The organism is Bradyrhizobium sp. 41S5, from assembly GCF_011516665.3.
Lineage (GTDB): Bacteria > Pseudomonadota > Alphaproteobacteria > Rhizobiales > Xanthobacteraceae > Bradyrhizobium > Bradyrhizobium quebecense.
Map to the genome: position 1 here is coordinate 3,145,397 of NZ_CP083721.1, position 26,276 is coordinate 3,171,672.

Below are 26,276 nucleotides of genomic sequence, written 5' to 3' on the forward strand. Positions count from 1 at the left end.
TAACGATCACCACGATATCGCGCGAATCGCAATTGAATTGATGTCTTCCGAATCACAAATCCCCATCGCAGCCAAGGTCGCGCCGCGGCGATTCGCGCGCAGCCTCGCGGCATTCTATGCCACGACGTTCGGGATGACCGGGGTCCACCTGCCGTTTTTCACGGTGTGGCTGAAGGCGATCGGGATCGATGCCACCTGGATCGGCATCATCACGGCGGTGCCGCCGGTGACGCGCTTCACCGTCCTGCCGCTGGTCACGGCGGCGGCGGAGCGCCGCCAGATGCTGCGAGGTGCGATCATCGCCACGGGATTCGCGACCGCACTGGGCTTTGCCGTGATCGGCACCCAGCACCAGCCGTTGGTGCTGCTCGCGGTCTATGCGCTGACCTGCTGCGTGTGGACGCCGATGGTGCCGCTCACCGACGCCTATGCGCTGCGCGGCGTCAGGCAATTTGGCCTGAGCTACGGACCGTTGCGGCTGTGGGGCTCGGCCGCCTTCGCGGTCTGCGCGCTGATCAGCGGGTTCTTGCTCCGCTATGTCGCCGAGGTCGATCTGATCTGGATCATCACGGCCGTGACCGTGCTCGGCGCGCTGGTCGGGCTGACGCTGCGGCCGCTCGGCCGCCCGGTGGCCACCGTCGCGCACGCGGCCGGCGCGCCGAGGCTGCTGCGCAATCCCACTTTCCTCGCGATCATCGTGTCCTCGGCGCTGATCCAGGGCAGCCACGGCGCCTATTACATCTTCGCATCGATTGCCTGGCAGCAGGCCGGCTTCAGCGGCCTGACCATCGCGGTCCTCTGGGTGCTCGGCGTGATCGCCGAGATCGTGCTGTTTGCGGCCTCGCCGCGCTTCACGCTGCCATCGGCTGTCCTGGTGATGATTGCGGCCGCCAGCGCCGTGGCGCGCTGGGCGATCACCGCGCAGGATCCGCCGCTTGCGGTGCTGGCCGTGGTCCAGCTCGGACACGGCTTGAGCTTCGGCCTGACCCAGGTCGGCATCATGGGCCTGATGGTGCATCACGTGCCGGTCCATGTGATGGCGCGCGCGCAGGGTTATCTCACCGCCTGCGGCGGCATCGTCGCCAGCACCACGGCGATCGTCAGCGGCATGGTCTATGCGCGCTTCGGCCTCGGCGTCTACGACATGATGGCGGCGATGGCGGCGACGGGCGGGTTCGTGATGTGGCTGGCACGCAAGCGACTAACCCACTAGCCCCAGAGTGCGGCGTCGGGCGGATAGACCAGGCTGCCGTCGTAGCGCAGACCGTTGTCGCGGTCCTTGGCCAGCAGCAGCGGGCCGTCGAGATCGACGAAGCGCGCGGCTTGCGCGATCAGCATCGCCGGCGCCATCGCGAGCGAGGTCGCGACCATGCAGCCGATCATGATCTCGAAGCCGAGCGCGCGGGCGGCGTCCGCCATCGCGAGCGCTTCGGTCAGCCCGCCGGTCTTGTCGAGCTTGATGTTGACGGCGTCATAGCGGCCGCGCAGGCCTTCGAGTGAGGGGCGGTCATGCACGCTTTCGTCGGCGCAGACCGCAACCGGTCGCCTGATGCGCAGCAGCGCCTCGTCCTTGCCCGCAGCCAGCGGCTGCTCGATCAGCGTGACGCCGGCATCGGCGCAGGCCGCGAGATTGGCGGCGAGGTTGTCCTCGGTCCAGGCTTCATTGGCATCGACGACGAGTTCGGATGCCGGCGCCGCCTTGCGCACGGCGGCGATCCGCGCGGCGTCGCCATCGCCGCCGAGCTTGATCTTGAGCAGCGCGCGGTGCGCGGCCTTCGCGGTGGCCTCCGCCATCGCCTCGGGCGTCCCGAGCGAGATCGTATAGGCGGTGGTGCGCGGTTCGGGCGCGGGGCGGCCGAGCAGGTTCCATATCCGCCTGCCGGCGCGTTTGGCCTCGAGGTCCGCCAGCGCGCAATCCAGCGCATTGCGGGCCGCGCCGGCTGGCATCCTGGCCTGCAAGGCGGTGCGGTCGATGCCGTTGGCGAGCGGCCCCTGCATCGCCTGGATCGCCTGCAGCGTCGCCTCGGGCGTTTCGCCATAGCGCGGGTAGGGCACGCATTCGCCACGGCCGGTGAGGCCGCTTTGGCACACCTCGGCCACCACGACGACGGCCTCGGTCTTGGCGCCACGGCTGATCGTGAAGGTTCCGGCGATCGGCCAGCGCTCGATCCGCCCTGTCAGGGAAATGGCTCCGGGAGGGGTGGAAGTCATTTTAATGTCTACTATTTCCTGCACCGTAGCTTGCGACGCGCAACCAACTATGGCTGGTTAGCGACAGATTCGACAAGCCGATCCGGCAAGCCGCCGGAGATCAACGGCCAGCCGGCTTGAGGGGTAGGCAAAAGGTGAGCGGCGACCCGACACTGGAGCGGACAGCCCAAGGCGAAGGACTGGCGTTGTGCGCGGCGGGCAACTGGACAGCCCGCTTTGCTCCCGCGCTCGAGCGGATCGTCTCCGAGGCCGAGAAACTGCGCGGCACCCGTCCCCACATCTTCATCGACGTGTCGCAGGTCGCGAGCCTCGACACGTTCGGCGCGTGGCTGATCGAGCGGCTGCGCCGCAGCCTCAGCGATGCCAGCGCCGAAGCGGAGATCGCCGGCCTCTCCGCCAATTATTCCAGCCTGGTCGACGAGGTGCGCCGCGTCGGCCCTGTGCCCAGGGTCGTGAGCGACCGGCTGTCGATCACGGGCATGCTCGAGCAGATCGGCCGCACGGTGGCCGGGGTCGGCGGCACGATCATCGGCCTCGTCGACATGCTCGGCGCGGTGCTGGCCGCCGTCGGCAAGGTGCTGATCCATCCGCGCAGCTTCCGCCTGACCTCGACGGTGCATCATCTCGAGCAGGTGTGCTGGCGTGCGGTGCCGATCGTGGTGCTGATCACCTTCCTGATCGGCTGCATCATCTCGCAGCAGGGCATCTTCCATTTCCGCAGGTTCGGCGCCGACATCTTCGTGGTCGACATGCTGGGCGTGCTGGTGCTGCGCGAGATCGGCGTGCTGCTGGTCGCGATCATGGTCGCGGGGCGCTCCGGCTCGGCCTATACCGCCGAGCTCGGTTCGATGAAGATGCGCGAGGAGATCGACGCGCTGCGCACCATGGGCTTCGATCCGATCGAGGTCTTGATCCTGCCGCGCATGCTGGCGCTGGTGCTGGCGCTGCCGATCCTGGCCTTTCTCGGCGCGATGGCCGCGCTCTATGGCGGTGGCCTGGTGGCCTGGCTCTATGGCGGTGTCGATCCGGAGGCCTTCCTGCTCCGCCTTCGTGATGCCATATCGATCGACCATTTCATCGTCGGCATGGTCAAGGCGCCTGTGATGGCCGCGGTGATCGGCATCGTCGCCTGCGTCGAAGGGTTGGCGGTGCAGGGCTCGGCGGAGTCGCTCGGTCAGCACACCACCGCGTCGGTGGTGAAAGGGATCTTCTTCGTAATCGTGATGGACGGCGTGTTCGCGATCTTCTTCGCCGCGATCGGGATGTGATCATGGCGGAGCAGGACATCGACGCCATCATCCGGGTCCGCGACATCACGGTTCAATTCGGCAACACGCGCGTGCTCGACGGCCTCGACCTCGACGTCAAGCGCGGCGAGATCTTGGGCTTCGTCGGCCCGTCGGGCGCCGGCAAATCGGTGCTGACGCGCACCATTATCGGCCTGGTGCCGAAGGTCTCCGGCCGCATCGAAGTGTTCGGCGTCGATCTCGATGCCGCGAGCTCGGCGCAGCGCCGGGCCGTCGAGCGGCGCTGGGGTATCCTGTTCCAGCAGGGCGCGCTGTTCTCCTCGCTCACGGTGCGCCAGAACATCCAGTTTCCGGCGCGCGAATACCTGCGCGTCTCGCAGCGGCTGCTCGACGAGATCATGGTGGCGAAGCTCGTGATGGTCGGGCTGAAGCCCGAGGTCGCCGATCGCTATCCGTCGGAACTGTCCGGCGGCATGATCAAGCGCGTCGCGCTGGCGCGCGCACTCGCGCTCGATCCCGAGCTCGTGTTTCTCGACGAGCCGACGTCGGGTCTCGACCCGATCGGCGCCGGCGATTTCGACGAGCTGGTGCGCACCCTGCAGCGCACTTTGGGGCTGACCGTTTTCATGGTAACCCACGATCTCGACAGTCTATACACCGCGTGCGACCGTATCGCCGTTTTAGGGAACGGTAAGATCATTGCTGCAGGATCGATCGCCGACATGAAGGCATCGCAGCATCCGTGGTTGCAGCAATATTTCAACGGCAAGCGCGCCCGTGCCGTTGTGGCCTAGCCCATGATCCCGAAACGAAAGGGCCGGTTTTCGGACGAGATCATGCGCCAACAGGGAATTCGAAGGGCTCGAACGCAGGCCGACTGCGCGAGCGCCCAAGAGTGATGAACGCGAGCAATTGATGGAAACGCGGGCGAACTACGTCTTGATCGGGGCTTTCACGCTGGCGGTAATCGCTGCGGCGTTCGGCTTCGTGCTCTGGTTCCAGAGCCTGCACACCACCAAGCAGCGCAGCCCCCTGCGGGTGATCTTCGAGGGGCCGGCGTCGGGCCTGCGCAATGGCGGCAATGTCAATTTCAACGGTATCCGGATAGGGGAGGTCGTCTCGGTCAAGCTCGACAATCCACGGCGCGTGGTCGCGCTGGCGATGATCGAGAACAATGCACCGCTGCGCAAGGACACCCTGGTCGGCCTCGAATTTCAGGGCCTGACCGGCGTCGCCGCGATCTCGCTGAAGGGCGGCGAGGAGGCCGCCCCGCCCGTGCCGCTGGATGAGGACGGCATCCCGGTTCTGACCGCCGACCCGAATGCGCTGCAGGACGTCACCGAGGCGATCCGCGCCACGCTGCAGAACGTCAACCGCATCGTCGCCGACAATCAGCAATCGGTGAAGAATTCGCTGAAGAATCTCGAGGTCTTCACCCAGGCGCTGGCGCGCAATTCCGAGAAGATCGACGACGTCATGCTCAAGGTCGACGGCGTGATGGGCAAGGCCGACAATCTGATGCTGGGCCTCAATGCGATCGCGGGCGGCAACAATGGCAGCGAGCTGAACCTGATGGTGAAGTCGATCCGCGAGCTCGCCGACAACGTCGACAAGCGGTCCAATCTCCTGATCAACGACGGCCGCCGCACGCTGTCCGACATCAGCCGCGCCGTGAACAATTTCGACCGCAACCCGAGCCGGGTGATCTTCGGCGGCAGCAACAATGCCGCACCGGAGCCCGCGCCGGCTCCGGCCGCAGCACCGGCCGGGCCGCGGCGCCGGCAGCAATAGGCTGCGCGCCCTCCGTTCGTCCCGACGATCGTCGCAGTCCTACTGGGGCGCTGCCTGAGATGGCTCGGCTGCTTCAGGAACGAAGCGGCGATAGCGGTCGTCCGGATACGTCTGCTCCGAGCGGATCCTCAAGCTGCGAATAGGGTGGGGATCGGATGCCGCATTGACGAGGCCCTGTGTTGCCGGCCATGCGCGGACGGTCACATCGTGGGTCGCATCGGGTGCCGGGCTGACAGGCGTCGTTCGAGTGACGCGCGCACCGGCCGCAGGTTGGCTTTCTTCCTTTATTCTGATGGTCCGGATTTTGGACGGCTGGATCGGGTCCGCCGTCGCAATCGCGGCCACCCCGATTGTCCCGAGCATCGTCAGCGCGACGATGCGGCGCCAGCGCGCGAGCAACATCCGAAGCCTCCCAGCTCGTTCTCCCGCAATTCTAGTCTTGCGGCGGTCAAAAGCAAAACGGAGGCATCGCTGCCTCCGTTTCCTGTACTGCGATGGTTCGAACGCTTACCCGAGCCGTCCCGCGGCGTGGGCGAGCAGGGTGTAGACCAGCCCGGTCTCCGAGGTCAGATGGCTGCTCAACTCCTGCTGGCCGCGGCCATCGCGGGCGACTTCGTCGAGCAGGCGCTCGAATTCCGCGATGTAGCGGTCGACCGTCTGCTTGAAGCCGCGGTCGGCGCGGTACTTGCGGGCCACCTCATCGAAGGCCTTCTGGCCCGCCGGCGTGTAGAGGCGCTTGGAGAACGCCTTGTTCTCGCCGCGCTGGTAGCGATCCCACATCTCGGCCGCGAGCGTGCGGTCCATCAGCCGGCCGATGTCGAGCGACAGCGACTCCAGCGGATTGGCGGCCGGCTGCTGCTGCGGACGCGGGCGCTGCTGGGCATCGCGGCCCTGCGGAGCCGGCGGCGGCGCGTCGCTGCGGTTGAGCAGGTCGGACAGCCAGCCATCGCCGTTGTTGGGGCCGGCCGGGCTGACCGACGGAGCCTCGGTGCGGCGCGAGGTCGCCATGCCGAGATCCGGCGGGGGCAGCGTCGAGGCGCTGTTGCCGCTATCCCGCATGCGCGCGTCGTCCCGCATGCGCACGTCGCTGCGGCCACCGGCGGCAGCCATCACCGGCTCCTCGTGGCGGACGCTGGCGCGGTTGGACGAGACCACGTCGAGCCCGCGGCCGTGATGGGCGACGATGCGGTTCAGCTCGGCCAGGGCCTCGATCTGGTCGACGATCACCTTGCGCATCTGCGCGGTGTTTTCGGCGGCCTCCTGCGGCATCTCGAGCACGCCGCGGCGCAGCTCGTTGCGGGTGGCCTCGAGCTCGCTGTGCATCTCGCTCGCCATCTGCTTCATCGCCGTGACCATCGCGGAGAACTTCTCCGTCGATTCCCTGAACATCGCATCGGTCTCGGCGTTGCTCTGCTGGTAGAGCTCGTTCATCGCGTCGACGGTCTGCTGGCGCTCGTTCTCGGCCGCTTGGCGCACCGCCTCGAACTGCCTGCTGATCGCAGCCGAACCGGCGCCGGCGGTCTCCGCCACCACGCGCGCGATGTCGCGGGCGCGTTCCTCGGCCGCGCCGAGCGATTCATCGAGCAGCCCGGTGAAGCGCGACAGCCGCTGGTCGAGATCGGTGGTCCGCAGGTCGATGGTCGTGACCAGCGATTCAAGCGCCGACTTGCGCTCGCTGACGGAGGCCGTCGTCGAACGGTTGGCCTGTTCGACCACGGCAGCCGCCTCGATCAGCGCCTTGCCATGGGCCTCGAACTGGCTCGACAGCGCGCCGAGATCTTCCAGCGCCTTGCCGGTCTTGCTGTTGAACACCGTGAGCTGGTCTTCCAGCGTCTGGGTCGCCACGCCGTTGCGCGAGGTGACGTCGTTCATGGCGGACACGAAGTCGGCCACGCGGGTCACCAGCGCGCGCTCCAGCGAGTTGAGGTTGTCGTGGGCGCCGGTCAACACTTCCTGCAGCAGGATGTTGCCCTCGCGCAGCCGCTCGAACAGCGCCACCGTATCGGTGCGCAGGATCTTGCTGGTCTCCTGCATCTCCTTGACGGCCGAGATCGAGACCTGACGCGACTGGTCGATCGCCGCGCGTGAGGCCTGCTCGAGCTCCTTGAGCGACTTCGCCACCGCACCGGTCGCCTGATCGCCGGCCGAGGTGATGTTGCGCGCGACATCGCCGCCGTGCGCCGCCATCGACTGCGAGAAGGCGAGGCCGCGGGTTTCGATCGCCTTCAGCGCGTCCGCGGTGGCGCGATCCATGTCGTTCGACAGCTGCGTGGTCTTGGCGGTCAGCGCCTCGACCAGCGAGCCGCGGCGGCCGTCGACCATCTGCGACAGCCGCTCGGTCTGCTGCTGCACATAAGTGACGATCTCGTCGGTCTTGCCGGTCATCGCCGAGCCGAATGCGCTGGAAGCGGACAGCACCGAACGTTCGATGTCGGCGGAGGTCGTCTTGACCTTGGTCGTGACCTCGTTGGACATGTTGATCAGCGCGGCCTGTGCGTTTTGCGCCGAGGTCTGGATGTTGTCGGTGGTCTTGGCCGTGACCGAACCCAGCGCGCGCTCGATGTCGGTCGAGAGCGTGCGGATCTGGGCGGCCGCGTCGGCGGAAGTCGCCGCAAACGAGCTCTGGGCCTCGCGTGCGCTGCCCAGGATGGTCTGTGCCGTCTCGGCGCTAGCCGTGGTCAGCGAGCGCTCGATCTCGACCGAGATCGCGCGGATTTGTGTTGCGGCCTCGTTGGACGTTGCCACGAACGAGTTCTGGGCATCGCGGGCGCTGCCGAGGATCGTCTGGGCGGTGTTGGTGCCGACCGACGTCAGGGTGCGCTCGACATCGGCTGCCAGCGACTTGACGTGGTTGGCTGCTTCGGTCGACGCGGTGACGAGGGTGTTCTGCGCCTCGCGAGCGCCGGCCGTCAGCACCTCGACGGTGCCCGAACCGGCCATCGACAGCGCGCGCTGGATATCGGCGGCAAGCGCCGTCACCTTTGTCGCAGACTCGGTCGATGCATTGACCAGCATGCTCTGGGCTTCACGCGCACCTGATGTGATCGATTCCGCGGTGGCGGAGCCGGCCATCGAGAGCGAGCGCTCCATGTCGGCCGCCAGCGTGCGGACCAGATCGGTGGCCTCGGTGGATGCGCCGGCCAGCGTGCTCTGCGCCTCGCGCGCGGCGGCGACGACGGCTTCCGCGGTGGCGGAGCCTGCCATCGACAGCGAGCGCTCGATGTCGGCCGACAGGGTGCGGACCAGATTGGTGGCGTCGGTCGACGCGCCGGCCAGCGTGTTCTGCGCCTCGCGGGCGGAGGCGACGACGGCCTCCGCGGTCGCGGTGCCGGCGGTCGAGAGCGAGTGCTGTATGTCGGCCGCGAGCGTGCGGACCAGGTTGGTGGCTTCGGTCGACGCGCCGGCCAGCGTGCTCTGGGCCTCGCGGGCCGAGGCGACGACGGCTTCCGCGGTGGCGGAGCCGGCCATCGAGAGCGAGCGCTCGACGTCGCTGGCGAGCGACTTGACCTGACCCGTGACGTCGGCCGACGTCGCGATCAGCGTGGTCTGGGCCTCGCGGGCACCGGTCATGATCGCTTCGGCGGCGGCTGAGCCGGACATCGACAGCGATTGCTCGACGTCGGCGGCCAGCGACTTGACCTGGCTTGCGGCTTCGATCGAGGCCGAGACCAGCGTGGTCTGCGCGTCGCGGGCACCCGACAGCACCGAGGCTGCGGTGGCGCTACCCGCCGCCTGCAGCGTCCGCTCGACGTCCTCCGACAGCGCCTTGATCTGCGAAGCGACGTCGCCGGATGCGGAGACCAGCGACACCTGGGCGTCGCGGGCACTGGTGAGGATCGAATTGGCGGCGTTGGTGCCGACCGCGGTCAGCACGCTCTCGACCTCGGCGGAGCTCTGCTTGAGCTGGTTGCCGACATCCGCGGACACGGTGAGCAGCGCCTGCTGCGCGGTGCGCGCGCCGGTCTGGATGGTTTCGCTGGTGTTGACCACGAGGTTGGTCAGCGAGCGCTCGGCGTCCTCGACATGGGACTTGATGCTCGACGACAACATTTCGGCGCGGGACATCAGCTCCTCGCTCGCCTGGCGGCCGCTGCTCTCGATGCGGCCGGCGACGGCCTCGACGCGCGAGCCCAAGAGGTCCTCGAACTGCGCGACGCGGGTGTCGATGTCACCGGCGATGACGCCGACGCGGCTCTCGATGCCCTGCTGGATGTCGGCGAAGCGCGCCGAGATGGTGTCGGTCAGGTTCGAGCTATGACCGCTGATGGTCTCGACGAGGCGGGTGTTGTGACCGTTGATGGTATCGGCGAGGCGGGTGCTTTGGCCGTTGATGGTGTCGACCAGACGGTTGCTGTGGCCGTCGATGGTCTCGGTGACGCCGTTGATGCGATGGTCGACCGCGGCGATCGCCTGCACGGTGCCCTCGGTCAGGGTCGTGGTCAGCAGGCCGAGGCGCGAGTCGATCGAGTGGATCGCCTGGGTGGCGCCTTCGGTCAGCTGGGTTGCGAGCGTGCCGAGATGGCTGTCGATGGTGTCGGTGACCGACTTGGCGCGGCTCTCGAAGGTGACTTCGAGCGTCCGCATGCGGCCGTCGATCGCGTCATCCAGCGACTGCAGGCGGCCGTCGAACGAGCCGATCCTGGTGGCGAGCGAACTGTCGAACGACGACAGCTTGTCGGTCAGCGAGGCGTCGAGGTTGGTGACGCGGCTGCCGAGCGTGGTCTCGAACTGCAGCAGGCGCTGGTCGAGCGAAGCGGTGATCTCGCCGCTATTCGTGGTGACGCGATGGTCGAAGGTGTCGACATAGGTCTTCAGGCTGTCGGCGATGTCCTGGGTCCGCTGGCCCATGCGCTCGACGATGTCGCCGCCGAACGTCTTCACGGTGCGGTCGAATTCCGAGATGTGGCGGGTGATCAGCGCGCCGAGCGTGCCGGAGTCGCGGGCGAATTTCTCGGCGAGCTCGCTGCCGTGGTTCTTCACCAGGTCGTCGAACGCGCTCATCTGCAGCGACAGCGAGTCGTGCGCGGTCTCGGTCTGGCCCACCACCTTGGCGACCAGCGAATTGACGGTGACGTCGAGCGCCTCGCTCGCCCTGTCGCCGGACGTCATGATCTGGCCGGCGAGGCGGTTGCCGGCGTCGTCGATCTTGCTGACGAGGTCGTTGCTGCGCAGCTCGAGCTCGAGCAGCAGCGAGTCCGCGGAGTTCTTCAGGGAGTCGTGGACCTCTTCGGTGCGGTCGGAGATGCCGTCGACGATCACGGACGAACGCTGCTCGAACTCGCCGGTGATGCGGTCGATGCGCTCGTTCAGCATCTCGTGGACGCGGTCGGCCAGATCGACGAACTCGTCATGGACGTGACCGGTCTTGAAGTTGAGGCTGGTGGTGAGCCGCTCGGAGGCGTCCATCACCGCGCGCGTGGTCTCGGCGCTGGCTTCCTCGAGGCGGTCGAGCAGGTCGCCGCCGCGCTCGCCGAGCGCGAGAATCATGTTGTCGCCGGCATGGCTCAGCGCGGTCGTGATGTGCTGGCCGCGCTCTTCCAGCGCGCCGGTGATGCTCTTGGCGACCTCGTCGACGCGCGAGGCAATCGCGTCCGAGATCAGCGCGATGTCGTGGCGCAGGTCGATCTGCACGCCGGAGATCGCGCTGCGCACCTGCTCGGCCTGGCCGACCAGATTGTCGCGCTGGTGGGCGATGTCCTGCAGCAGCGCGCGGATGCGCACTTCATTGTCGGAATAGGCGCGCTCCAGCGCCGCCACCTCGTTGGCAACCAGGGTCTCGAGTTCGCCGGCGCGCGCGATCGCGCGTTCGACGCCGTCGCCCATCGCCGCGACTTCGCGGCGAATCGCCTGGCCGACCGTCACCATGGAATCGGCGGCGGCGTTTTCCGGCTCGGAGAATCGCATTGCGACCTGCGCCATCGATTGCGCGATCATCTGCATGCGCTGACCGTGCGAGGCGAGGCTGGCGAGATAATAGAACAGCAGCACCGGAACGGCGAACAGCGCGGCGAGGCCGGCGAGCACCAGGACCCCAGTGCCCTGCGCCATCGAAGCCTGCAGGGCCGGCCAGAACGCGATGGTGAGGATGACGCCGCCGAGCAGCCAGGCGCCGGAGCAGACAAAGAACAGCGTGAAGGCGTTGCGGGCGCGCCCTCCCTGCAGCGTCTGCAGCATCTGGCCGATGGTTTCGCGATCATCATTGGCGGCGCGGCGCGGCGCGCGCGGTTCCTCGATCGGCTCGAACACCGAACGATCGGTATTCGTACGGGACTCGAACGATGCGGCTGAAAAATCCGGAGCTGACGGCGGCAGGCTCGACGGCGCGGCGCCTTCGTTGAGGGGGCTGCGGCTCTCCGCGCCTTGCTCGCCGATGTTGAGGGCTTCCTGGATGGCAGAAAGCGCGACTTCGGTGGGATCTTTGACCTTCTTGGGAGTGTTCGCCATGTTCAGTCTGAGCCCTCTCACTATTTTACGCGTCGGCGAGCCTGCGATCGTCCCCACGCAAGCTCGAAGCCGGTGCCCACAAGCGGAGCGCAAGCGCCCCCTCGGCGGCTTGTCCGCTACATCCGCAAACATCCTATTGGGAGAGCGATGCGAATGAAATGCTTGCGATTAATACTTTCTTAATCATCGTTAACAGCTTTGCGCCATAAGGCCTTAGGGTACTCGAAATTCCTGCCGCAGAGGGCCGATTGTGTCCGGAAATTGTCCAGAATCGGGCGGTTTTGCCGATCATCCCGACAACAATTCGTTAACCAGTTTCGTGATTGGCTGGGCGAACGGTCCGCCGGCAAGCCCGGCAGAGACGACAGGGACAGGCCATGCCGCTTCATCTCGAACGGGTTGAATGGACGCAATCGCCGCCGCTCGCGCCGGGCGACGGGCCGATCGACGTCGATCACCTTCGACGGATGACGCTGGGCGACCCGGGGCTGGAGCGGGAAGTGCTGGCGATGTTCTCGACCCAGTCGGCCCGGATCCTTGGCGAGCTGGCTGCCCTGCCGGCCGAGGCTCCGACTCACGCCCACACCCTGAAAGGATCGGCGCGGGCGATCGGCGCCTTCGGCGTCGCCGAGGCGGCCGCCAACCTGGAAACCGCGCTGACCGCCGGTTCCGACCCGGCCCAGCCGCTCGCCGCGCTCGGGGCGGCGATTGCCGAGGCGCGCACGGCGATCGAGCTGATTCTGGGCCGCTCCTAGGCTTCCCGCCTGTCCACAGCCTGCGGCAACGGGCAGGGCGCCGCCCTGGGCGGCCGGCAGGTTTTCGGTCTCCGCGCTAGCGCTGTGAAGATCGACCCGTTATACGACTGCCGGGACCTTTCCAACCATCGTCCGGCGCATTCCGGCAGCACGAGCAATCATGGCCAAAATCCACTTTATCGACCATTCCGGAGAGAAACGCTCCATTGATATCGAGAACGGCGCGACTGTGATGGAAGGCGCGATCCGCAACGCCATTCCGGGCATTGAAGCCGAATGCGGCGGCGCCTGCGCCTGTGCGACCTGCCATGTCTATGTCGATGAAGCGTGGCGCGAGAAGGTCGGCGCGCCGTCGCCGATGGAAGAGGACATGCTGGATTTCGGCTTCGACGTGCGTCCGAATTCGCGGCTGTCCTGCCAGATCAAGGTGACCGACGATCTCGACGGACTGGTCGTGTCGACGCCGGAGCGGCAGGCTTAACGTTATCTATTCGCCGTCCGGATTCACACCGCGACGGACCCAGCGGCGGAAGTTCTGCTTGACCTCCGCCGGCAGCGGCGTCGGTCTGCGCGTGGCCTCATCGATCATGACGGTGACCGCCTTCGCCGACGCCACGCATCTCCCTTCCGAAAATACCACTTGATCGAACGTGGTCGACGTCCGTCCGAACTTGACGAGACCGAGCCCGAGCTCGATCTGTCCCGGCCAATGCAGCTCGGCGCGGAAATGGATGTCGAGCCGCACCATGATCCAGCCAAGCCCGGCAGGCATCAGCCCCATGCTGAGGTCCTTCACCAGCGTGACGCGGCCGGTCTCGAAATAGCTCGCATAGACGGCGTTGTTGACGTGGCCGTTGGGGTCGAGGTCGGCAAACCGCACATTGTCGGACAGCCGATAGGGGAAATCTTCCAGGCGCGGCGTGTCATCCGCGCGGACAGGGGCGTTCACGAGAATTGATCTCCGTCAGTTTCCGTCCATACAGCCGAGTTACGAAGGCTCGGCAAGGGGTTGCCGCGCCAGCCTCTACCCCTATTATGCATGTCCCGATCCGGCCATACTTGGCTGGGCAGGCGCGAGCCGCCCGGTCGATCTCAACTGAAAAGAAGCGGATATGAGCGAAGCGATCAAAACCGATGTGCTGATAATTGGCGCGGGTCCCTGCGGACTGTTCGCCGTGTTCGAACTGGGCCTGCTCGACATGAAGGTGCATCTGGTCGACATCCTCGACAAGATCGGCGGGCAGTGCGCCGAGCTCTATCCGGAGAAGCCGATCTACGACATTCCAGGGATTCCCTTTGTCACCGGCCAGGGCCTGACCGAGCAGCTGCTGGAGCAGATCAAGCCGTTCGGTCCGACCTTCCACCTCAACGAGATGGTGGAGAGCATCGAGAAGATCGGCGATCCCCTGTTCCGCGTGAAGACCGATGCCGGCAAGGAGTTCGAGGCCAAGGTCGTCGTGATCTCCGCGGGCGGCGGTTCGTTCCAGCCGAAGCGTCCGCCGGTGCCTGGCATCGAAGCCTATGAAGGCACGTCCGTGTTCTATGCCGTGCGCAAGATGGAGCAGTTCCGCGACAAGAACATCCTGATCGTCGGCGGCGGCGACTCCGCGCTCGACTGGACGCTCAATCTGCATCCGATCGCCAAGCGCATCACGCTGCTGCACCGGCGCGACGATTTCCGCGCAGCGCCGCACAGCGTCGAGCAGATGCGCTCGCTGGTTGCCGACGGCAAGATGGATCTGAAGATCGGCCAGGTCACCGGGCTCGAAGGCGCCAACGGTCAGCTCTCGGGCGCCGCGCTGAAGGGCAACGACAATGCGATGTCGACGATCGCCTGCGATACGATGCTGCCGTTCTTCGGGCTCACCATGAAGCTCGGTCCGGTCGCGAACTGGGGTGTGGCGCTGGAAAACAATCTGGTGCCGGTCGACACCGCAGCATTCGAGACCAACGTTTCAGGCATCTTCGCGATCGGCGACATCAACACCTATCCGGGTAAGCTGAAGCTCATTCTCTCCGGCTTCCACGAGGGCGCGCTGATGGCGCAGAAGGCGCACCGCTACGTGTATCCGGACAAGCGGCTGGTGTTCCAGTACACAACCTCGTCATCAAGTTTGCAGAAGAAGCTTGGGGTGAACTGATTCCACGTCATCAGCGACCAATGCCAGGGGCATGGGCCATTGCCCATGCGGCGCGGGTACTGGAACACTCCGCGAAATGGCCGTAGTCTGCTCGTAATCGAGTTTGTCGATTGATCAGGTGATGATGATGCGGAACACGCTATCCAGACTTCGGCTGACCTTGGCGATCGCCACGGCCTTTGTGCTGGCTGCACCGTTGGCAGCCTCGGCGGCCGATCTGACGTCGGCGGCCGGCCTCTGGCAGAAGATCGAAGACGGCAAGCCGGAAGGCTGGTTCCTGGTGATCGAGCGTAACGGCCTGTTCGAAGGCATGATCGCAAAGATGTTCTCAGCGCCCGGCGAACCCCCCAATCCGGTCTGCTCGAAATGCACGGACGATCGCAAGGACATGCCGTGGCTTGGCATTCCGCTGATCCGCGACATGAAGCGCAATGGGCTCGCCTATGAAGGCGGCAACGTGCTCGATCCGCGCAACGGCAAGATCTACAAGGCCAAGATGACCCTGAGCGCCGATGGACAGACGCTGACCATGCGCGGCTATCTCGGCATCTCGCTGTTCGGCAAGGACGAGGTCTGGACCCGGCTGCCGGACACGGCGATGGCGCAGCTCGATCCCGCAATCGTCGCCAAATATCTGCCCGCGCAAGCCGCAGCGATGAAGCCACCGGCGCCCTTGCCGGCGACGAAGCGGCACTAAAGCGCAATGAGATCAGGTTGAATCGTCATCGCGCTTTAGCTTCTTGTTTGAGCATGATCTTTTCGGAAAACCGCTTCACACTTTTCCGGATCATGCTTTAGACCCCCTTTGGGATCACGTTGGTTCGCGGCCGCACGCGTGCGGCGTCGCGAGCGTGCAGCGTTCAGCGTTGCTCCGGCACGGTCGGCAACGGCGCGACCGGCTCGGAGATCACCTCAGGCACCGTGGTGTTCAATCGCAGCACGGTGGCGGCTGCCGGCACCGCCGCATCGGCCATCGCCGCATGACCTTCGGCGCTCGGATGCACCGCGCCGCCATACACCGCCGACAGGATGCCCCATGTCGCATCGTGGATGTCGGTTGGCTGCATCGAGGACGGCAGGCCCTGCGGGTAGGTCATCGCCGTGAAATAGCTGTCATTGGCGTCGCGGATCCAGCGCGCCCGTGGCAGATAGGCGCGGTATTCGCCGGCGCTGCGACCGCATTTGAGCGGCTGGTTGGCCGCGGCGACGATGTCGGAGACGAAGCTGTCGCCGTTGGCGGCGAAGCAGTCGCGGTCGAACTCCGGATCGGTCGACGCGCGTGCGCAGAAGCCGTGGCTTGCAAACGCATCCTGATGCGCATCGACGAAGGTCATGCGGTCGGCCTGCGGATTGCGGCAGATGATGCCGGACTGGCACTGCGCGATCGCCTTGAGCTGCGGCAGGAACTCGTTCTGCACGAAGCTCGAGACCGCCGCGAGCCGCTTGGGATCGGCGTTGAACGAGGGATGGATCTCGAAGCCGGCGCGGCCGCCGGGGCAGGGCGCGCCGCCATTGGCCAGCGCCGGATTGGCGTAGGCCGTGTAGATCACGTGCGAGAGGTCGCCGCCGACCAACGGCTTCAGCGCATCGCGCAGCTTGGCGAAATCGGCCGGCAGGTCGCGTGCCAGTGCCGAGCGGGCATCGTCGACGCTGGCCATCGAGCCGCCTTGGCTGAACAGCGTGCGTTCGGTCGGCGTGTCGACGATCACGTTGGCGACGAGGCCGGAGAAGTAGATGTCGTTGGCGCCGACCGACAGCAGCACGAGATCGAGCGTACGGTCCGGCTGCCGGCGCTTGGCGGCGGCTAGCGCCGTGCGCAGCTCCGCGATCTGGCCGTTGACGGTGCCCGAGCAGGTGTTGGCGGTTTTCGTCGGCAGACACTCCCGCGCCTGCTGCGAGCCGAGCAGGCCGTCGGCGATGGTGGCGCCGGTGCAGGCCAGCGGCAGATAGGTCACCGCGATGTGCGGATATTGCACGGCGAGCGCAAGAGCGGTGCGGGTCTGGTAGCTGTACAGCGAACGGTGACAGGCCGAGTTGAGCCACAGCGCGCTCTGGCGCTGCCAGTTGGTCAGGGTGTCGGGCGCTTCGCAGGCGCGGCCGCCTTTGAAGCCGGCGCGGCTCGGCCGGTAGTATTGCGCTCCGCCGAGATAGGAGCGGAAGCAGAAGCCTTCGTCGGAGAGGGCGATCGCGCGATCGGGATTGCCTTCGCCGGATGCGATGCTGTCGCCGAGGCCGGCGATCAGCAAATCGCGTACCGCGATCTGGGTCGTCACGCGCTGGTTGGCATCCGAGCCGCTGGCGACATCGACGGTCGCGACCGTGGTGCGGCCGTAGCGGACGCGCAGATTGACCGGCTCGGCGCAATCGAATGTCGAGGATTGCGGCCCGTCGCCGTCGTCGAACGACCAGGCGCAGGTCGCGCCGACCGGAACCGGACCCGTGAGCCGCACGACGATCGGGTGATCGATCGGCGTCAGATAGCTTTCCTTGACGTTGTCGCGGGTGCAGGGCTCGCTGACGCGGCCCTGCAGGTCGATGCAGAGCCGGTTGACCGTGTTGCGCGCCCAGCCGCGGCCGTCGCTTTGCAGTTCCAGCGCCTGTTCCGAGGCCAGCACGCTGCGGCCGAGCCCGCTTTCGACATGCAGACGGAAGTCGCGTTCCTCGCGGAACAGCCGGAAGCGGTTGCGGACCTCCCAGGAGATCGAGAGCTGGGTATCCTGCGCGTCGGCGGCTGAAGCCAATACCGCCGCGAGCGCGCTGCCGAGCAGCACGCTGCAGACCGTGACGCGAAACGAAAATCGAACCAGAAAGCCAATCATGGCGTGGTTTGACGCGAGTGGTACGGCGAAAATAAGAGAAGCGGCTGCAGAGACCAACAATCCGGGATCGAAACACCGGGACTGAAAGCAGGGACCCTGGGGCCGATAACGTTCGCTGTTACCGTCTCAGCCGCCTGATCTGCTGCTGCCGGCTTTCGATCGGTTGCCGCACGGTCGCCGAAGCCGTGCAGGCTTGGCTGAGTCTTTTTCGTTCCTGCCAGGGCCGCACCACGTTGAGCCACAGCTCGCGCATGCCCATGATCGAGATCGAAATCCCGAACGGGATCAGGAAATAGAGGATACGGAACACGACCAGCGTCGCCAGCAATTGCTCCTTGCTGAACTCCGGCAGCGCCACCAGCATCGCAGCGTCGAACACGCCGATCGAGCCGGGAGCGTGGCTCGCAAAGCCGAGCAGCGTCGCCAGGATGAACACCACCGCCAGCGAGACGAAGTCGATATGTGGCTCGGTCGGCATCAGGAGATACATCGCGAGCGCGCAGAAGCCGAGATCGACCACGCCGATGATGATCTGCAGCAGCGTCAGCTTGGCCGAGGGCAGCACCACCTTCCACCCGTTCTGGCCGAGCTCGCGGCGCTTCTCGCCGGTCAAGAGCCAGACGAAATAGGCGCCGATGCCGGCAAGGCAGCCGAGCGCGATCAGCCGGTTCATCGCCGGCGGCAGCAGGTCCATCGCCGATGCCGCCGCGGGATGCCAGGCCATGCCGAAGCCGAGCACGAACAGATTGCCGAGCCAGAAGGTCAGGCCCGAGAGAAAGCAGATCTTGGCGACGTCGATCGCGGAGAGGCCGTAGTCGGAATAGATCCGGAAGCGGATCGCGCCGCCGGTAAAGACGGTGGCGCCGATATTGTGGCCGATCGTGTAGCTGGTGAAGCTCGACAGCGCTGCGATGCGATAGGGGACGTGGGTCTTGCCGATCGTGCGCAGCGCGAAGAAGTCATAGAAGGTCAGCGTACAGAACGCCCCGACCACGCAGAGCGCCGCGAGCGCGATCCGGTGTGGCGCGATGTCGGTCAGCGCGGTGAGGATGATACCGGTGTCGACGCCCTTCAGGGTGTGGACCAGCGTCGTGACCGCGAACGCGATGATGAGCACGCTCGCAGCGATCCCGAGCCGTTTCCAGCCGATCTTTTCCTTGAAGCCACGCCCAAACGTGGTCAGCAGCCGAAGCATTCATCCTCCCGGCAGGGACAATTTCAGTGGGACCCGGTCACGGACGGCGACGGGTAACGGGCAAACGCACCGTACGCGATGACCCATAAGGCAAAACCGATGCGTTGTGCAGTCCTTGACAAGCCAACCTTCTGCTCCCGTCCAGCATTGTTGTCATACTGGCTACATATGTTCTCGCTCTGCGGAATGTGAGTCGCGGCCATGTCGTCATCCGCGACGGGATCACTGCACGTTCCGCCGTCCTTCAGCCGTTCCAGGCGATTTCGTCGGTATTTTTGCCGATTTTGCCGTCGTCGCAGCACCACTGCGGGGCCGTCGAAGCGGAGCGAATAGACGATATGCATCAGCGTGGGGGAGGTTCGGGCCGGCCGCGGCGTTTACCAAAGCGTGAAGTCGATGTGCGCATCTGCGTGATCCGGCTGTGGACCGCAGTTCGGGCCGCAATGAGGCGCCCGGGGGGCGGTCCGTAGGTCTATTGAGGCAAAACGCCGCGCAACGTCGCCGCGGCCCCGGCCGGCATGTCGATACCACACTTCGATCCGCAGCGAAGTATCATTGAGAAACGAAGACCTATCTCTCGCATTGGTTGCGCAGAGCGAGGTCAAGTCCATGCAACAGAGATCCCCGAACCTCCGGCGCGTGCCCGACCAGCGCGCGGCGTCGCATCAGCAGTCGACCGGGCTTGCGGCGACGTTGACGCTCGCCGCGATGAGTCTCGGTTACGGCGTCGTGCAGCTCGACGTCACCATCGTCAACACGGCGCTCAACGCCATCGGCGGCTCGCTCGGCGGCGGCGTTGCCGAGCTGCAATGGGTGGTCAGCGCCTACACCATCGCGTTTGCCGCCTTCATCCTGACCGCGGGCGCGCTCGGCGACCGGATCGGCGCCAAACGCGTTTTCATGGCCGGCTTTGCCATCTTCACCGCGGCGTCGGTTGGGTGCGCCGTCGCGCCTGATGCCGTGACGCTGATCGCCGCGCGCTGCGTGCAGGGGCTGGCCGCGGCCATCCTGGTGCCGAACTCGCTCGCGCTGCTCCGCCACGCCTACGCGGACGAGAAGGCGCGCGGACGTGCGGTCGGCGTCTGGGCCGCAGGCGCGAGCCTTGCCCTGACCGCAGGCCCGCTCGTCGGCGGCGGGCTGATCACGCTGGTCGGCTGGCGCGCGATCTTCCTGGTCAATCTGCCGATCGGCCTGGCCGGGCTGTGGCTCGCCTGGCGCTTTGCCGGCGAAACCACGCGCCGTCACCAGCACCGGCTCGATCTGCCGGGGCAAATTGCGGCGATCGCCGCGCTCGGCACGCTGGCCGGCGCGCTCATCGAGGGCGGCGCGCTCGGCTGGGATAGCCCGTTCGTCGTCGCAGGCTTCGCTCTGGCGGCCGTCTTCTCCGTGCTGTTCGTCTGGCATGAGGCGCGCACGGCGCAGCCGATGCTGCCGCTCTCGCTGTTCAGCAACAGGATGTTTGCCCTGACCTCGCTGGTCGGCCTGCTGGTGAACGTTGCGTTCTACGGGCTGATCTTCGTGCTCAGCCTCTACTTCCAGCAAGTCAACGGGCTGTCGGCGTTCGCCACCGGCCTCGCGTTCGTGCCGATGCTCGGCGCCGTGCTGCCCGCCAATTTGATCGCGCCGCATGTCGCGGAGCAGATCGGCGCGCCGAGGACGATCGCGCTCGGCGCCGCGATCTCGGCCGCCGGATGCCTGGCGATGCTGTTCATCGGTCCCGGTACCGGCTATCTCGCGATCTGCCTGCAACTGCTGGCAATCAGCGGCGGCCTCGGCCTGCTGGTGCCGCCGCTGACATCGGCGCTGCTCGGCAGTGCCGAGCCGCAGCATGCCGGCATCGCGGCCGGGGTGCTGAACGCCACCCGGCAGACCGGCAGTGTGCTGGGTGTCGCGCTGTTCGGCTCGATGGTCGGTCGGTCCGCAGCTTTCGTCGCGGGCTTGCATGCGGCACTCGCGATCTCCGCCGGTGTATTGCTTGCCGCCGCCGCGCTGATCTGGATCGGCGCATCATCACAAGCGCGGCAATGAGCGAGGCCGTCGTTGCGCGGTTATAGCGCGGTATCTCACCTTGCGCGGTCGGGGACTGTTATCAATGGCTCGCCAACCGGGGCTATGCGGTGCTTGCCGTCAACTACCGCGGCTCGACCGGCTTCGGCAAAACCTTCATCACCGCCGCCGACCACGAATGGGGCGGCAAGATGCATGACGACCTGATCGATGCGGTCGATTGGGCGATCGCGCAAGGCATCGCCGATCCGAAGCGCGTCGGCTTCTTCGGCGGCAGCTATGGCGGCTATGCGGCGCTGGTCGCCGCGACCAAGACGCCCGACGTGTTCGCCTGCATCGTCGATCTGTTCGGCATCTCCAATCTCGTCAGCTTCATGGCGACGATCCCGCCCTATTGGGGTCCGTGGATCAGCGTCTGGAAAAACCGGCTCGGCGATCCCGGCACCGAGACCGGCCGCGCATTCCTGGTCGAACGTTCGCCGCTGACCCACATCGACCGTACCGTGAAGCCGATCCTGATCGCGCAGGGCATGCGTGACGTGAGGGTTGTGGCGGCCGAGTCCGAGCAGATGGTCAATGCGCTCAAGCAGCGTGGCGTGCCCGTGACCTACATTACATTTGCCGATGAGGGGCACGGTTTTGTGCGGCCGGAAAATCGGCTTGCCCTCTATGGCGTCACTGAAGCGTTCCTTGCCAAGCATCTCGACGGTGCTTGCCAGCCGATCGGAAACGATTTCGCCGGCTCGTCGCTCAAGGTCGAGACCGGGGCCGAACTGGTGCCCGGGTTGCGCGGCTGAGACCATTTCATGGCCGATTGCCGTTTTCCTGATTGTATCGCGTGCATTCAAGGCTTTTTCACCATGCGTGAAGCCTTGCTGCGGTGCAGTTACCGTTCGTACACGAATACGCTGGTTTTTATGGGTCCATAATGGGGGCCTATATGTATCGCGTTCTAACCTGTCTCACCCTGGAACATGACTGGCGGTTGGTCGTCCTCGGTGGCGTGATCTGTCTGCTCGCCAGCGCCGTCGCGATCAGCCTGTTTCACCGGGCCCGCGCGGCAGAGGGCCGAACCCGCGAGATCTGGATCGGTCTTGATGCGGCAGTCGGCGGTTGCGGCATCTGGGCCACCCATTTCGTCGCCATGCTGGCGTACGTTCCCGGCATCGAGGCCGGATACAACATTCCGATCACGCTGTTGTCGCTGGTGCTCGCGGTTGCGATCCTGGCCGTCGGCCTGGCGGTCGCAACGCTCAACGAACGCTGGCAGACGGCCGCCGCCGGTGGTGCGATCGTCGGCGTCGCTGTCGCGGCGATGCATTACACCGGCATGCTGGGACTGGAACTGCCGGCGCGCATCGTCTGGTCGCCCGGCACGGTCGTCGCATCGATCGCATTCGGAAGCGCGTTTGGCGCGCTTGCGCTGGTCGTTGCCGCGCGCGGCGAACGCCTTGGCACCACGGCGGCTGCGACCGGTCTTCTGACGGTTGCGATAGTCTCGCATCATTTCACCGGGATGGGTGCGGTGACGCTCGTCCCGGATCCGACGATCGTTCCAGACGGGCTTTCGGTCGCGCCGCGCGTGCTGTCGTTCATGACCGCGGTTGCGGCCTTCGCGATCCTCGGGCTTTCGCTGATCGCCTCCATCCTCGATCGCCGCGCCAAGACCGAGGTTCACAAGCAGAAGGTTGTGCTGGATACCGCGCTCGAGAACATGTCGCAGGGACTGTGCATGTTCGATGCCGATGGCCGCATCATGCTGTTCAACGAGCGCTACAGTGAGATGATGGGGCGCAATCGCGTGCCGCTGCAGGGGCGCCTCTTGATCGACGTTCTGCAGGACCTGCATTCCATCGGTGAGTGGGACGGTGATCCCACGGAGTTCTGCGAAGCGCTCGTCGCCGAGGCAAAGGCCGGCAACAGCGCGACGCGGATCGTCAGCCGCAACGAGCGCGCGATCCGTGTCGTCGATCAGCCGATGAAGGGTGGTGGATGGGTCGCGACCTTCGAGGACATCACCGAATGGCAGCAGGCCCAGGAACAGATTTCACACATGGCGCGGCATGACGCGCTGACCAATCTGCCGAACCGGACGCTGTTCCGCGAGCAACTCGAGAAGGCTTCGAGACTGGCCAAGCGCTCCGACCAGCTGGCGGTGCTCTGCCTCGATCTCGATCATTTCAAGGAGATCAACGACACGCTCGGACATCCGATCGGCGACGCGCTGCTGCGCGAGGTTGCGCGCCGGCTGAGCGAATGCGTGACTGAGCACGACACCGTGGCGCGGCTCGGCGGCGACGAATTCGCCATCGTGCAGTTCTGCAGCAACTGCGAGCCGTCCGTGGTGTCGTCGTTGGCAAGTGCGGTGGTCGAGCGGATCGCCGCACCCTATGAGATCGGGGGCCATCAGCTCGTGATCGGCGTCAGCATCGGCATCTCGCTGGCGCCCGAGGACGGCAAGGATCCCGACGAGCTGCTGCAAAAGGCCGATCTGGCGCTGTACCGCGCCAAGGCCGACGGCCGCGGCACCTATCGGTTCTTCGAGACCGGGATGGATGCGCGTGCGCAGGCGCGCCGCCTGCTCGAGCGCGACCTGAGGCTCGCGCTCCAGCGCGACGAGTTCGAGGTCTATTATCAGCCGATCCGCGATGTCGTGGGCGATCGGGTCGTTGCCTTCGAGGCGCTGGTGCGCTGGAATCATTCGCTGCGCGGGCTGATCGCACCGAACAATTTCATTCCGGTCGCCGAAGAGACCGGGCTGATCGTGCCGCTGGGCGAGATCGTGCTGCGCAAGGCTTGCGCCGAGGCGGTGAGATGGCCTGCGGACGTCGCGGTCGCCGTCAACCTGTCTCCGGTGCAGTTCAAGAACCCGAACCTGGTGTCGTCGGTGAAGGCGGCGCTGCAGGCGTCCGGCCTGGCGGCGGATCGGCTCGAGCTCGAGATCACCGAATCGGTGCTGCTGCAGAACAGCGAGGCGACGCTCGCGGTGCTGCATGAGCTGCGCGGTTTCGGCGTCCGGATCTCGCTGGACGATTTCGGCACCGGCTATTCCTCGCTGAGCTATCTGCGCAGCTTCCCGTTCGACAAGATCAAGATCGACCGTTCCTTCGTGACGGACCTGGCGACGCGCGAGGACTCGATGGCGATCGTGCGCGCCGTCACCGGTCTCGGCAAGAGTCTCGGCATCGTCACCACCGCCGAGGGGGTCGAGACCGATACCCAGTTCGACCTGTTGCGTCGGGAAGGCTGCACGCAGGCGCAGGGCTATCTGTTCAGCCCGCCGCGGCCGGCGGCTGACGTCGCCAAGATGTTGCGCCGGGCGCCGGAACGGTCGGTCGCCTAGCTCCGACGCTGGGCAAAATAGGCGCCGCAAAACGCCATCACCGCGCCGAGGCACAAGGCGGCGAGACCGGCGAGCACGGCGGAAACGGTCGAGACCGTGCTCGGCGCCGCCGCGGCCTGGCCGGCGCCGGCCAGCATCAGCACGCCGACGACAATCAGGAACTGGCGCATCCGCTGCGGGATCTGGCCGGCCACCGCGCTGTGCATCAGATTGGCGGTGAAGTAGCCGCCCGAAAACCCGACGCTCGCGATCAGCCACCACGCGACCGCCGCGCCTGCCGGCATGAACTCGTGGGTATCGGATCGCCACAGGCCGCCGAGGTCGAGCCCGTATCGGGCGCCGAGCATGTGCACGGCAAGCGCCAGCAGCACGCCGGATATCATCGCGCCGCCGAGGATGAGGTAACGCGGAAAATAGGTCGTCTCGGGCATGGCTCGCTTGTAGGATAGGCGTGACATCCCATGCAAGCGCGCGGATGTGTCGGAACAGGTGGAACGGCGGATTGCCAACAACGTTGCAGGACCGGCCGGAGGCAGGCGAGGGCGCGCCCGTGCGCTATGCCTACAAGGCCTCATTGATCGGCTCGGCGCACCAGTTCGAGCTGACCGATGACGGGCTGTCGTGGCGGATCGCCGGCAGGTCGGGCGTATGGGATTACAGCGACATCTCTGCCGTCAAACTGTCCTACCGTCCGGTCTCGATGCAGCAGCAGCGGTTTCGCGCCGACATCGACAATGCCAAGGGTGGGCGGATCGCGATCCTGTCGACCACCTGGCAGACCGCGACGCTGGTCGCGCCGCAAGGACATCTCTACCGCGACTTCGTCGTCGAGCTGCATCGCCGGATGCAGGCGGCGGGCAGCACGGCCAGGCTGGTCGGAGGCCTCGGGCCGAAGACATACACCGCCGCGCTGGCGCTGCTGGCGTGCCTTGCGGTGGCAATGGCCGGATTGCTGGTGATGGCGCTGCTGGCCGCGAACTGGATGGGCGCGCTGTTCCTGGTCGGCTTTGCCGCGCTATTCACCTGGCAGGTCGGCGGCTTCGTCACCCGCAACCGGCCGCGGCGCTACAGCTTCGATCAATTGCCCGATACGCTTTTACCGAAGCCGGTTCGCAATCGAGCGCAATGAAATGTCACTTCGTGCGCGCGTCCGTGCGCGGCATCGTCGGCGCGCGGTGTCGCAGGCGGAGCGAGCAGGGCATGGACGATCGAAGTTTGCGGATGCCGTCACGCGAGGAGATCGCCGCGATCAATGCCCGGCACCTGATCGAGACGCCGCTCAAGCCCGCCGATCTGCTGTTCGTGTTCGGCACGCGCGGCGATATTGCCGGGCGGGTCGACGCGGCGGTCCGGCTCTGGCGCGACGGCTTTGCGCGCTGGTCGATCGTGAGCGGTGGCGTGACGCCGGGCGACGACCGCTCGGAATGCGAGATCATCAAGGCTGCGATGGTGGCGGGCGGCGTGCCTGCAGCGCGGATCCTCGAGGAGCATCGCGCGCAGAACACCGGCGAGAACGTGATCTTCTCGCTGCCGGTGATCGACGCGGCGCTGGGGCTCGCCAATATCAGGAGCGTGATCTGCCTCGGCAACAGCTGGACCGCGCGGCGCTATCCGATGACGCTGCACCGGCACTGGCCGGAGGTCGAGAAGATGCTGGTGACGGTGGATCATTTTGCGGTGCAGCGTACGCACTGGCACACCATTCCCGAGTTTCGCCGCCGGGTCCTCAGCGAATGGGACAAGATCGAGCCGTACAAGGCGCGGGGGTTCATCGCGGAATGGCCGGTTGCCTGAAGGCAACGCTCGCGACCGGACTGTAAGCAGGCTGTAAGCAACGCGCTGTAAACTCGGCGCCTGATTTGCTTTTGGCTGGAGTGTCAAATGACAATCCGGACTCCATTCTTGGCTCTATGCCTCGTGCTTCTGAGCATCGCCCCGGCTCTTTCCAAGGGCAGCGTAGGCAACAAACACGATCCGCTTGACCACAATCACGTCGACAACCTGCCCCTCGATGTGCGGCAGTACGTTGCTGGAATTTGCAAGGGAACGCCTGTCGCGCAGCACGACTTTGCGACCTACTCGCCGCGAGAAAAGCGCTGGCGGATCAACCTCGAATATCTGCAGTGCAGCGTGATCGGGGAATATCGCAGAGGCAATCAATGCCTGGATGTGGATTTTGTAGCCGAGGGCGCGCATTTTCGTCTCGTGAGAAAGACGTATGCGGCCTGTGGCTTTTGATGCTCTGGCGCTCGGATTGCTGGAAATAGCTCCGCCGCGAGTGCTGCGATCGCGAGTGCCATCGTATCCAATTCTGGGCTGCTGC

General features: G+C 65.9%; 21 protein-coding genes. 13 read left to right on the top strand and 8 right to left on the bottom strand.

Annotated elements, in window-relative coordinates; genetic code table 11:
- The first annotated feature begins 40 nt into the window (after positions 1-40).
- Complete coding sequence (locus HAP47_RS14745; protein WP_173637610.1) at positions 41-1,213, top strand: MFS transporter; 1,173 nt, start codon at positions 41-43, stop codon at positions 1,211-1,213.
- On the opposite strand, the gene dgcA is transcribed toward HAP47_RS14745, so the two are convergent.
- Positions 1,210-2,211: an N-acetyl-D-Glu racemase DgcA gene (gene dgcA, locus HAP47_RS14750; RefSeq protein ID WP_173637609.1), complete on the bottom strand. Its 1,002-nt coding sequence runs from the start codon at positions 2,209-2,211 to the stop codon at positions 1,210-1,212. The genes HAP47_RS14745 and dgcA overlap by 4 nt on opposite strands.
- Positions 2,212-2,345: 134 nt before the next feature.
- Between dgcA and HAP47_RS14755 the strand changes: the two genes are divergently transcribed.
- The 3 genes from HAP47_RS14755 (at position 2,346) to HAP47_RS14765 (ending at position 5,249) form a co-directional block, all read left to right on the top strand.
- Positions 2,346-3,479, top strand: a complete 1,134-nt coding sequence (locus tag HAP47_RS14755; RefSeq protein WP_173637608.1) for an MlaE family ABC transporter permease — start codon at positions 2,346-2,348, stop codon at positions 3,477-3,479.
- A 2-nt stretch (positions 3,480-3,481) separates the two neighbouring features.
- Positions 3,482-4,252: an ABC transporter ATP-binding protein gene (locus HAP47_RS14760; protein WP_173637607.1), complete on the top strand. Its 771-nt coding sequence runs from the start codon at positions 3,482-3,484 to the stop codon at positions 4,250-4,252.
- 121 nt (positions 4,253-4,373) lie between these two features.
- The gene (locus HAP47_RS14765; RefSeq protein WP_173637606.1) at positions 4,374-5,249 is read left to right on the top strand and encodes an MlaD family protein; all 876 of its coding nucleotides are present in this window, start codon (positions 4,374-4,376) and stop codon (positions 5,247-5,249) included.
- A gap of 39 nt (positions 5,250-5,288) precedes the next feature.
- Here the strand turns inward: HAP47_RS14765 and HAP47_RS14770 are convergent, their stop codons facing one another.
- The gene (locus tag HAP47_RS14770) at positions 5,289-5,651 is read right to left on the bottom strand and encodes a hypothetical protein (RefSeq protein WP_173637605.1); all 363 of its coding nucleotides are present in this window, start codon (positions 5,649-5,651) and stop codon (positions 5,289-5,291) included.
- Positions 5,652-5,756: 105 nt separating this feature from the next.
- Complete coding sequence (locus HAP47_RS14775; protein WP_173637604.1) at positions 5,757-11,693, bottom strand: negative regulator of septation ring formation; 5,937 nt, start codon at positions 11,691-11,693, stop codon at positions 5,757-5,759.
- Between the two features lie 377 nt (positions 11,694-12,070).
- Between HAP47_RS14775 and HAP47_RS14780 the strand changes: the two genes are divergently transcribed.
- Positions 12,071-12,448: an Hpt domain-containing protein gene (locus HAP47_RS14780; protein ID WP_173637603.1), complete on the top strand. Its 378-nt coding sequence runs from the start codon at positions 12,071-12,073 to the stop codon at positions 12,446-12,448.
- A gap of 160 nt (positions 12,449-12,608) precedes the next feature.
- Positions 12,609-12,929 carry a 2Fe-2S iron-sulfur cluster-binding protein gene (locus HAP47_RS14785; RefSeq protein ID WP_029085343.1) on the top strand — a complete coding sequence of 107 codons (321 nt, stop codon included), beginning with the start codon at positions 12,609-12,611 and terminating at the stop codon, positions 12,927-12,929.
- Between the two features lie 6 nt (positions 12,930-12,935).
- Here HAP47_RS14785 and HAP47_RS14790 read toward each other — a convergent pair whose 3' ends face one another.
- Positions 12,936-13,397 carry an acyl-CoA thioesterase gene (locus tag HAP47_RS14790; RefSeq protein WP_173637602.1) on the bottom strand — a complete coding sequence of 154 codons (462 nt, stop codon included), beginning with the start codon at positions 13,395-13,397 and terminating at the stop codon, positions 12,936-12,938.
- A 163-nt stretch (positions 13,398-13,560) separates the two neighbouring features.
- On the opposite strand from HAP47_RS14790, the gene HAP47_RS14795 reads away from it, so the two are divergent.
- Together HAP47_RS14795 and HAP47_RS14800 are read left to right on the top strand one after the other, a co-directional pair.
- Positions 13,561-14,589, top strand: a complete 1,029-nt coding sequence (locus tag HAP47_RS14795; RefSeq protein WP_173637601.1) for an NAD(P)/FAD-dependent oxidoreductase — start codon at positions 13,561-13,563, stop codon at positions 14,587-14,589.
- Positions 14,590-14,716: 127 nt separating this feature from the next.
- Complete coding sequence (locus HAP47_RS14800; protein WP_371821811.1) at positions 14,717-15,286, top strand: DUF2147 domain-containing protein; 570 nt, start codon at positions 14,717-14,719, stop codon at positions 15,284-15,286.
- Positions 15,287-15,449: 163 nt separating this feature from the next.
- On the opposite strand, the gene HAP47_RS14805 is transcribed toward HAP47_RS14800, so the two are convergent.
- Both HAP47_RS14805 and HAP47_RS14810 read right to left on the bottom strand, forming a co-directional pair.
- The gene (locus tag HAP47_RS14805) at positions 15,450-17,408 is read right to left on the bottom strand and encodes a hypothetical protein (RefSeq protein WP_173637599.1); all 1,959 of its coding nucleotides are present in this window, start codon (positions 17,406-17,408) and stop codon (positions 15,450-15,452) included.
- Positions 17,409-17,526: 118 nt separating this feature from the next.
- Positions 17,527-18,603, bottom strand: a complete 1,077-nt coding sequence (locus HAP47_RS14810) for a lysylphosphatidylglycerol synthase transmembrane domain-containing protein (RefSeq protein ID WP_173637598.1) — start codon at positions 18,601-18,603, stop codon at positions 17,527-17,529.
- Positions 18,604-19,212: 609 nt separating this feature from the next.
- Here HAP47_RS14810 and HAP47_RS14815 point away from each other — a divergent pair.
- The 3 genes from HAP47_RS14815 to HAP47_RS14825 all read left to right on the top strand — a co-directional run bounded on the left by HAP47_RS14815 (position 19,213) and on the right by HAP47_RS14825 (position 23,953).
- Complete coding sequence (locus tag HAP47_RS14815; protein WP_173637597.1) at positions 19,213-20,631, top strand: MFS transporter; 1,419 nt, start codon at positions 19,213-19,215, stop codon at positions 20,629-20,631.
- A gap of 89 nt (positions 20,632-20,720) precedes the next feature.
- Positions 20,721-21,407: an alpha/beta hydrolase family protein gene (locus tag HAP47_RS14820; RefSeq protein ID WP_231168883.1), complete on the top strand. Its 687-nt coding sequence runs from the start codon at positions 20,721-20,723 to the stop codon at positions 21,405-21,407.
- 143 nt (positions 21,408-21,550) lie between these two features.
- Complete coding sequence (locus HAP47_RS14825) at positions 21,551-23,953, top strand: bifunctional diguanylate cyclase/phosphodiesterase (protein WP_173637596.1); 2,403 nt, start codon at positions 21,551-21,553, stop codon at positions 23,951-23,953.
- Here the strand turns inward: HAP47_RS14825 and HAP47_RS14830 are convergent.
- A complete protein-coding gene (locus tag HAP47_RS14830; RefSeq protein ID WP_173637595.1) occupies positions 23,950-24,384 on the bottom strand; it encodes a hypothetical protein in 435 nt (144 codons plus the stop codon). The genes HAP47_RS14825 and HAP47_RS14830 overlap by 4 nt on opposite strands.
- Before the next feature lie 83 nt (positions 24,385-24,467).
- On the opposite strand from HAP47_RS14830, the gene HAP47_RS14835 reads away from it, so the two are divergent.
- Both HAP47_RS14835 and HAP47_RS14840 read left to right on the top strand, forming a co-directional pair.
- Positions 24,468-25,082, top strand: a complete 615-nt coding sequence (locus tag HAP47_RS14835) for a hypothetical protein (RefSeq protein WP_173640494.1) — start codon at positions 24,468-24,470, stop codon at positions 25,080-25,082.
- A gap of 71 nt (positions 25,083-25,153) precedes the next feature.
- A complete protein-coding gene (locus HAP47_RS14840; protein WP_173637594.1) occupies positions 25,154-25,747 on the top strand; it encodes a YdcF family protein in 594 nt (197 codons plus the stop codon).
- Between the two features lie 114 nt (positions 25,748-25,861).
- Here HAP47_RS14840 and HAP47_RS14845 read toward each other — a convergent pair whose 3' ends face one another.
- Positions 25,862-26,149, bottom strand: a complete 288-nt coding sequence (locus HAP47_RS14845) for a hypothetical protein (protein WP_173637593.1) — start codon at positions 26,147-26,149, stop codon at positions 25,862-25,864.
- Positions 26,150-26,276 lie beyond the last annotated feature (127 nt).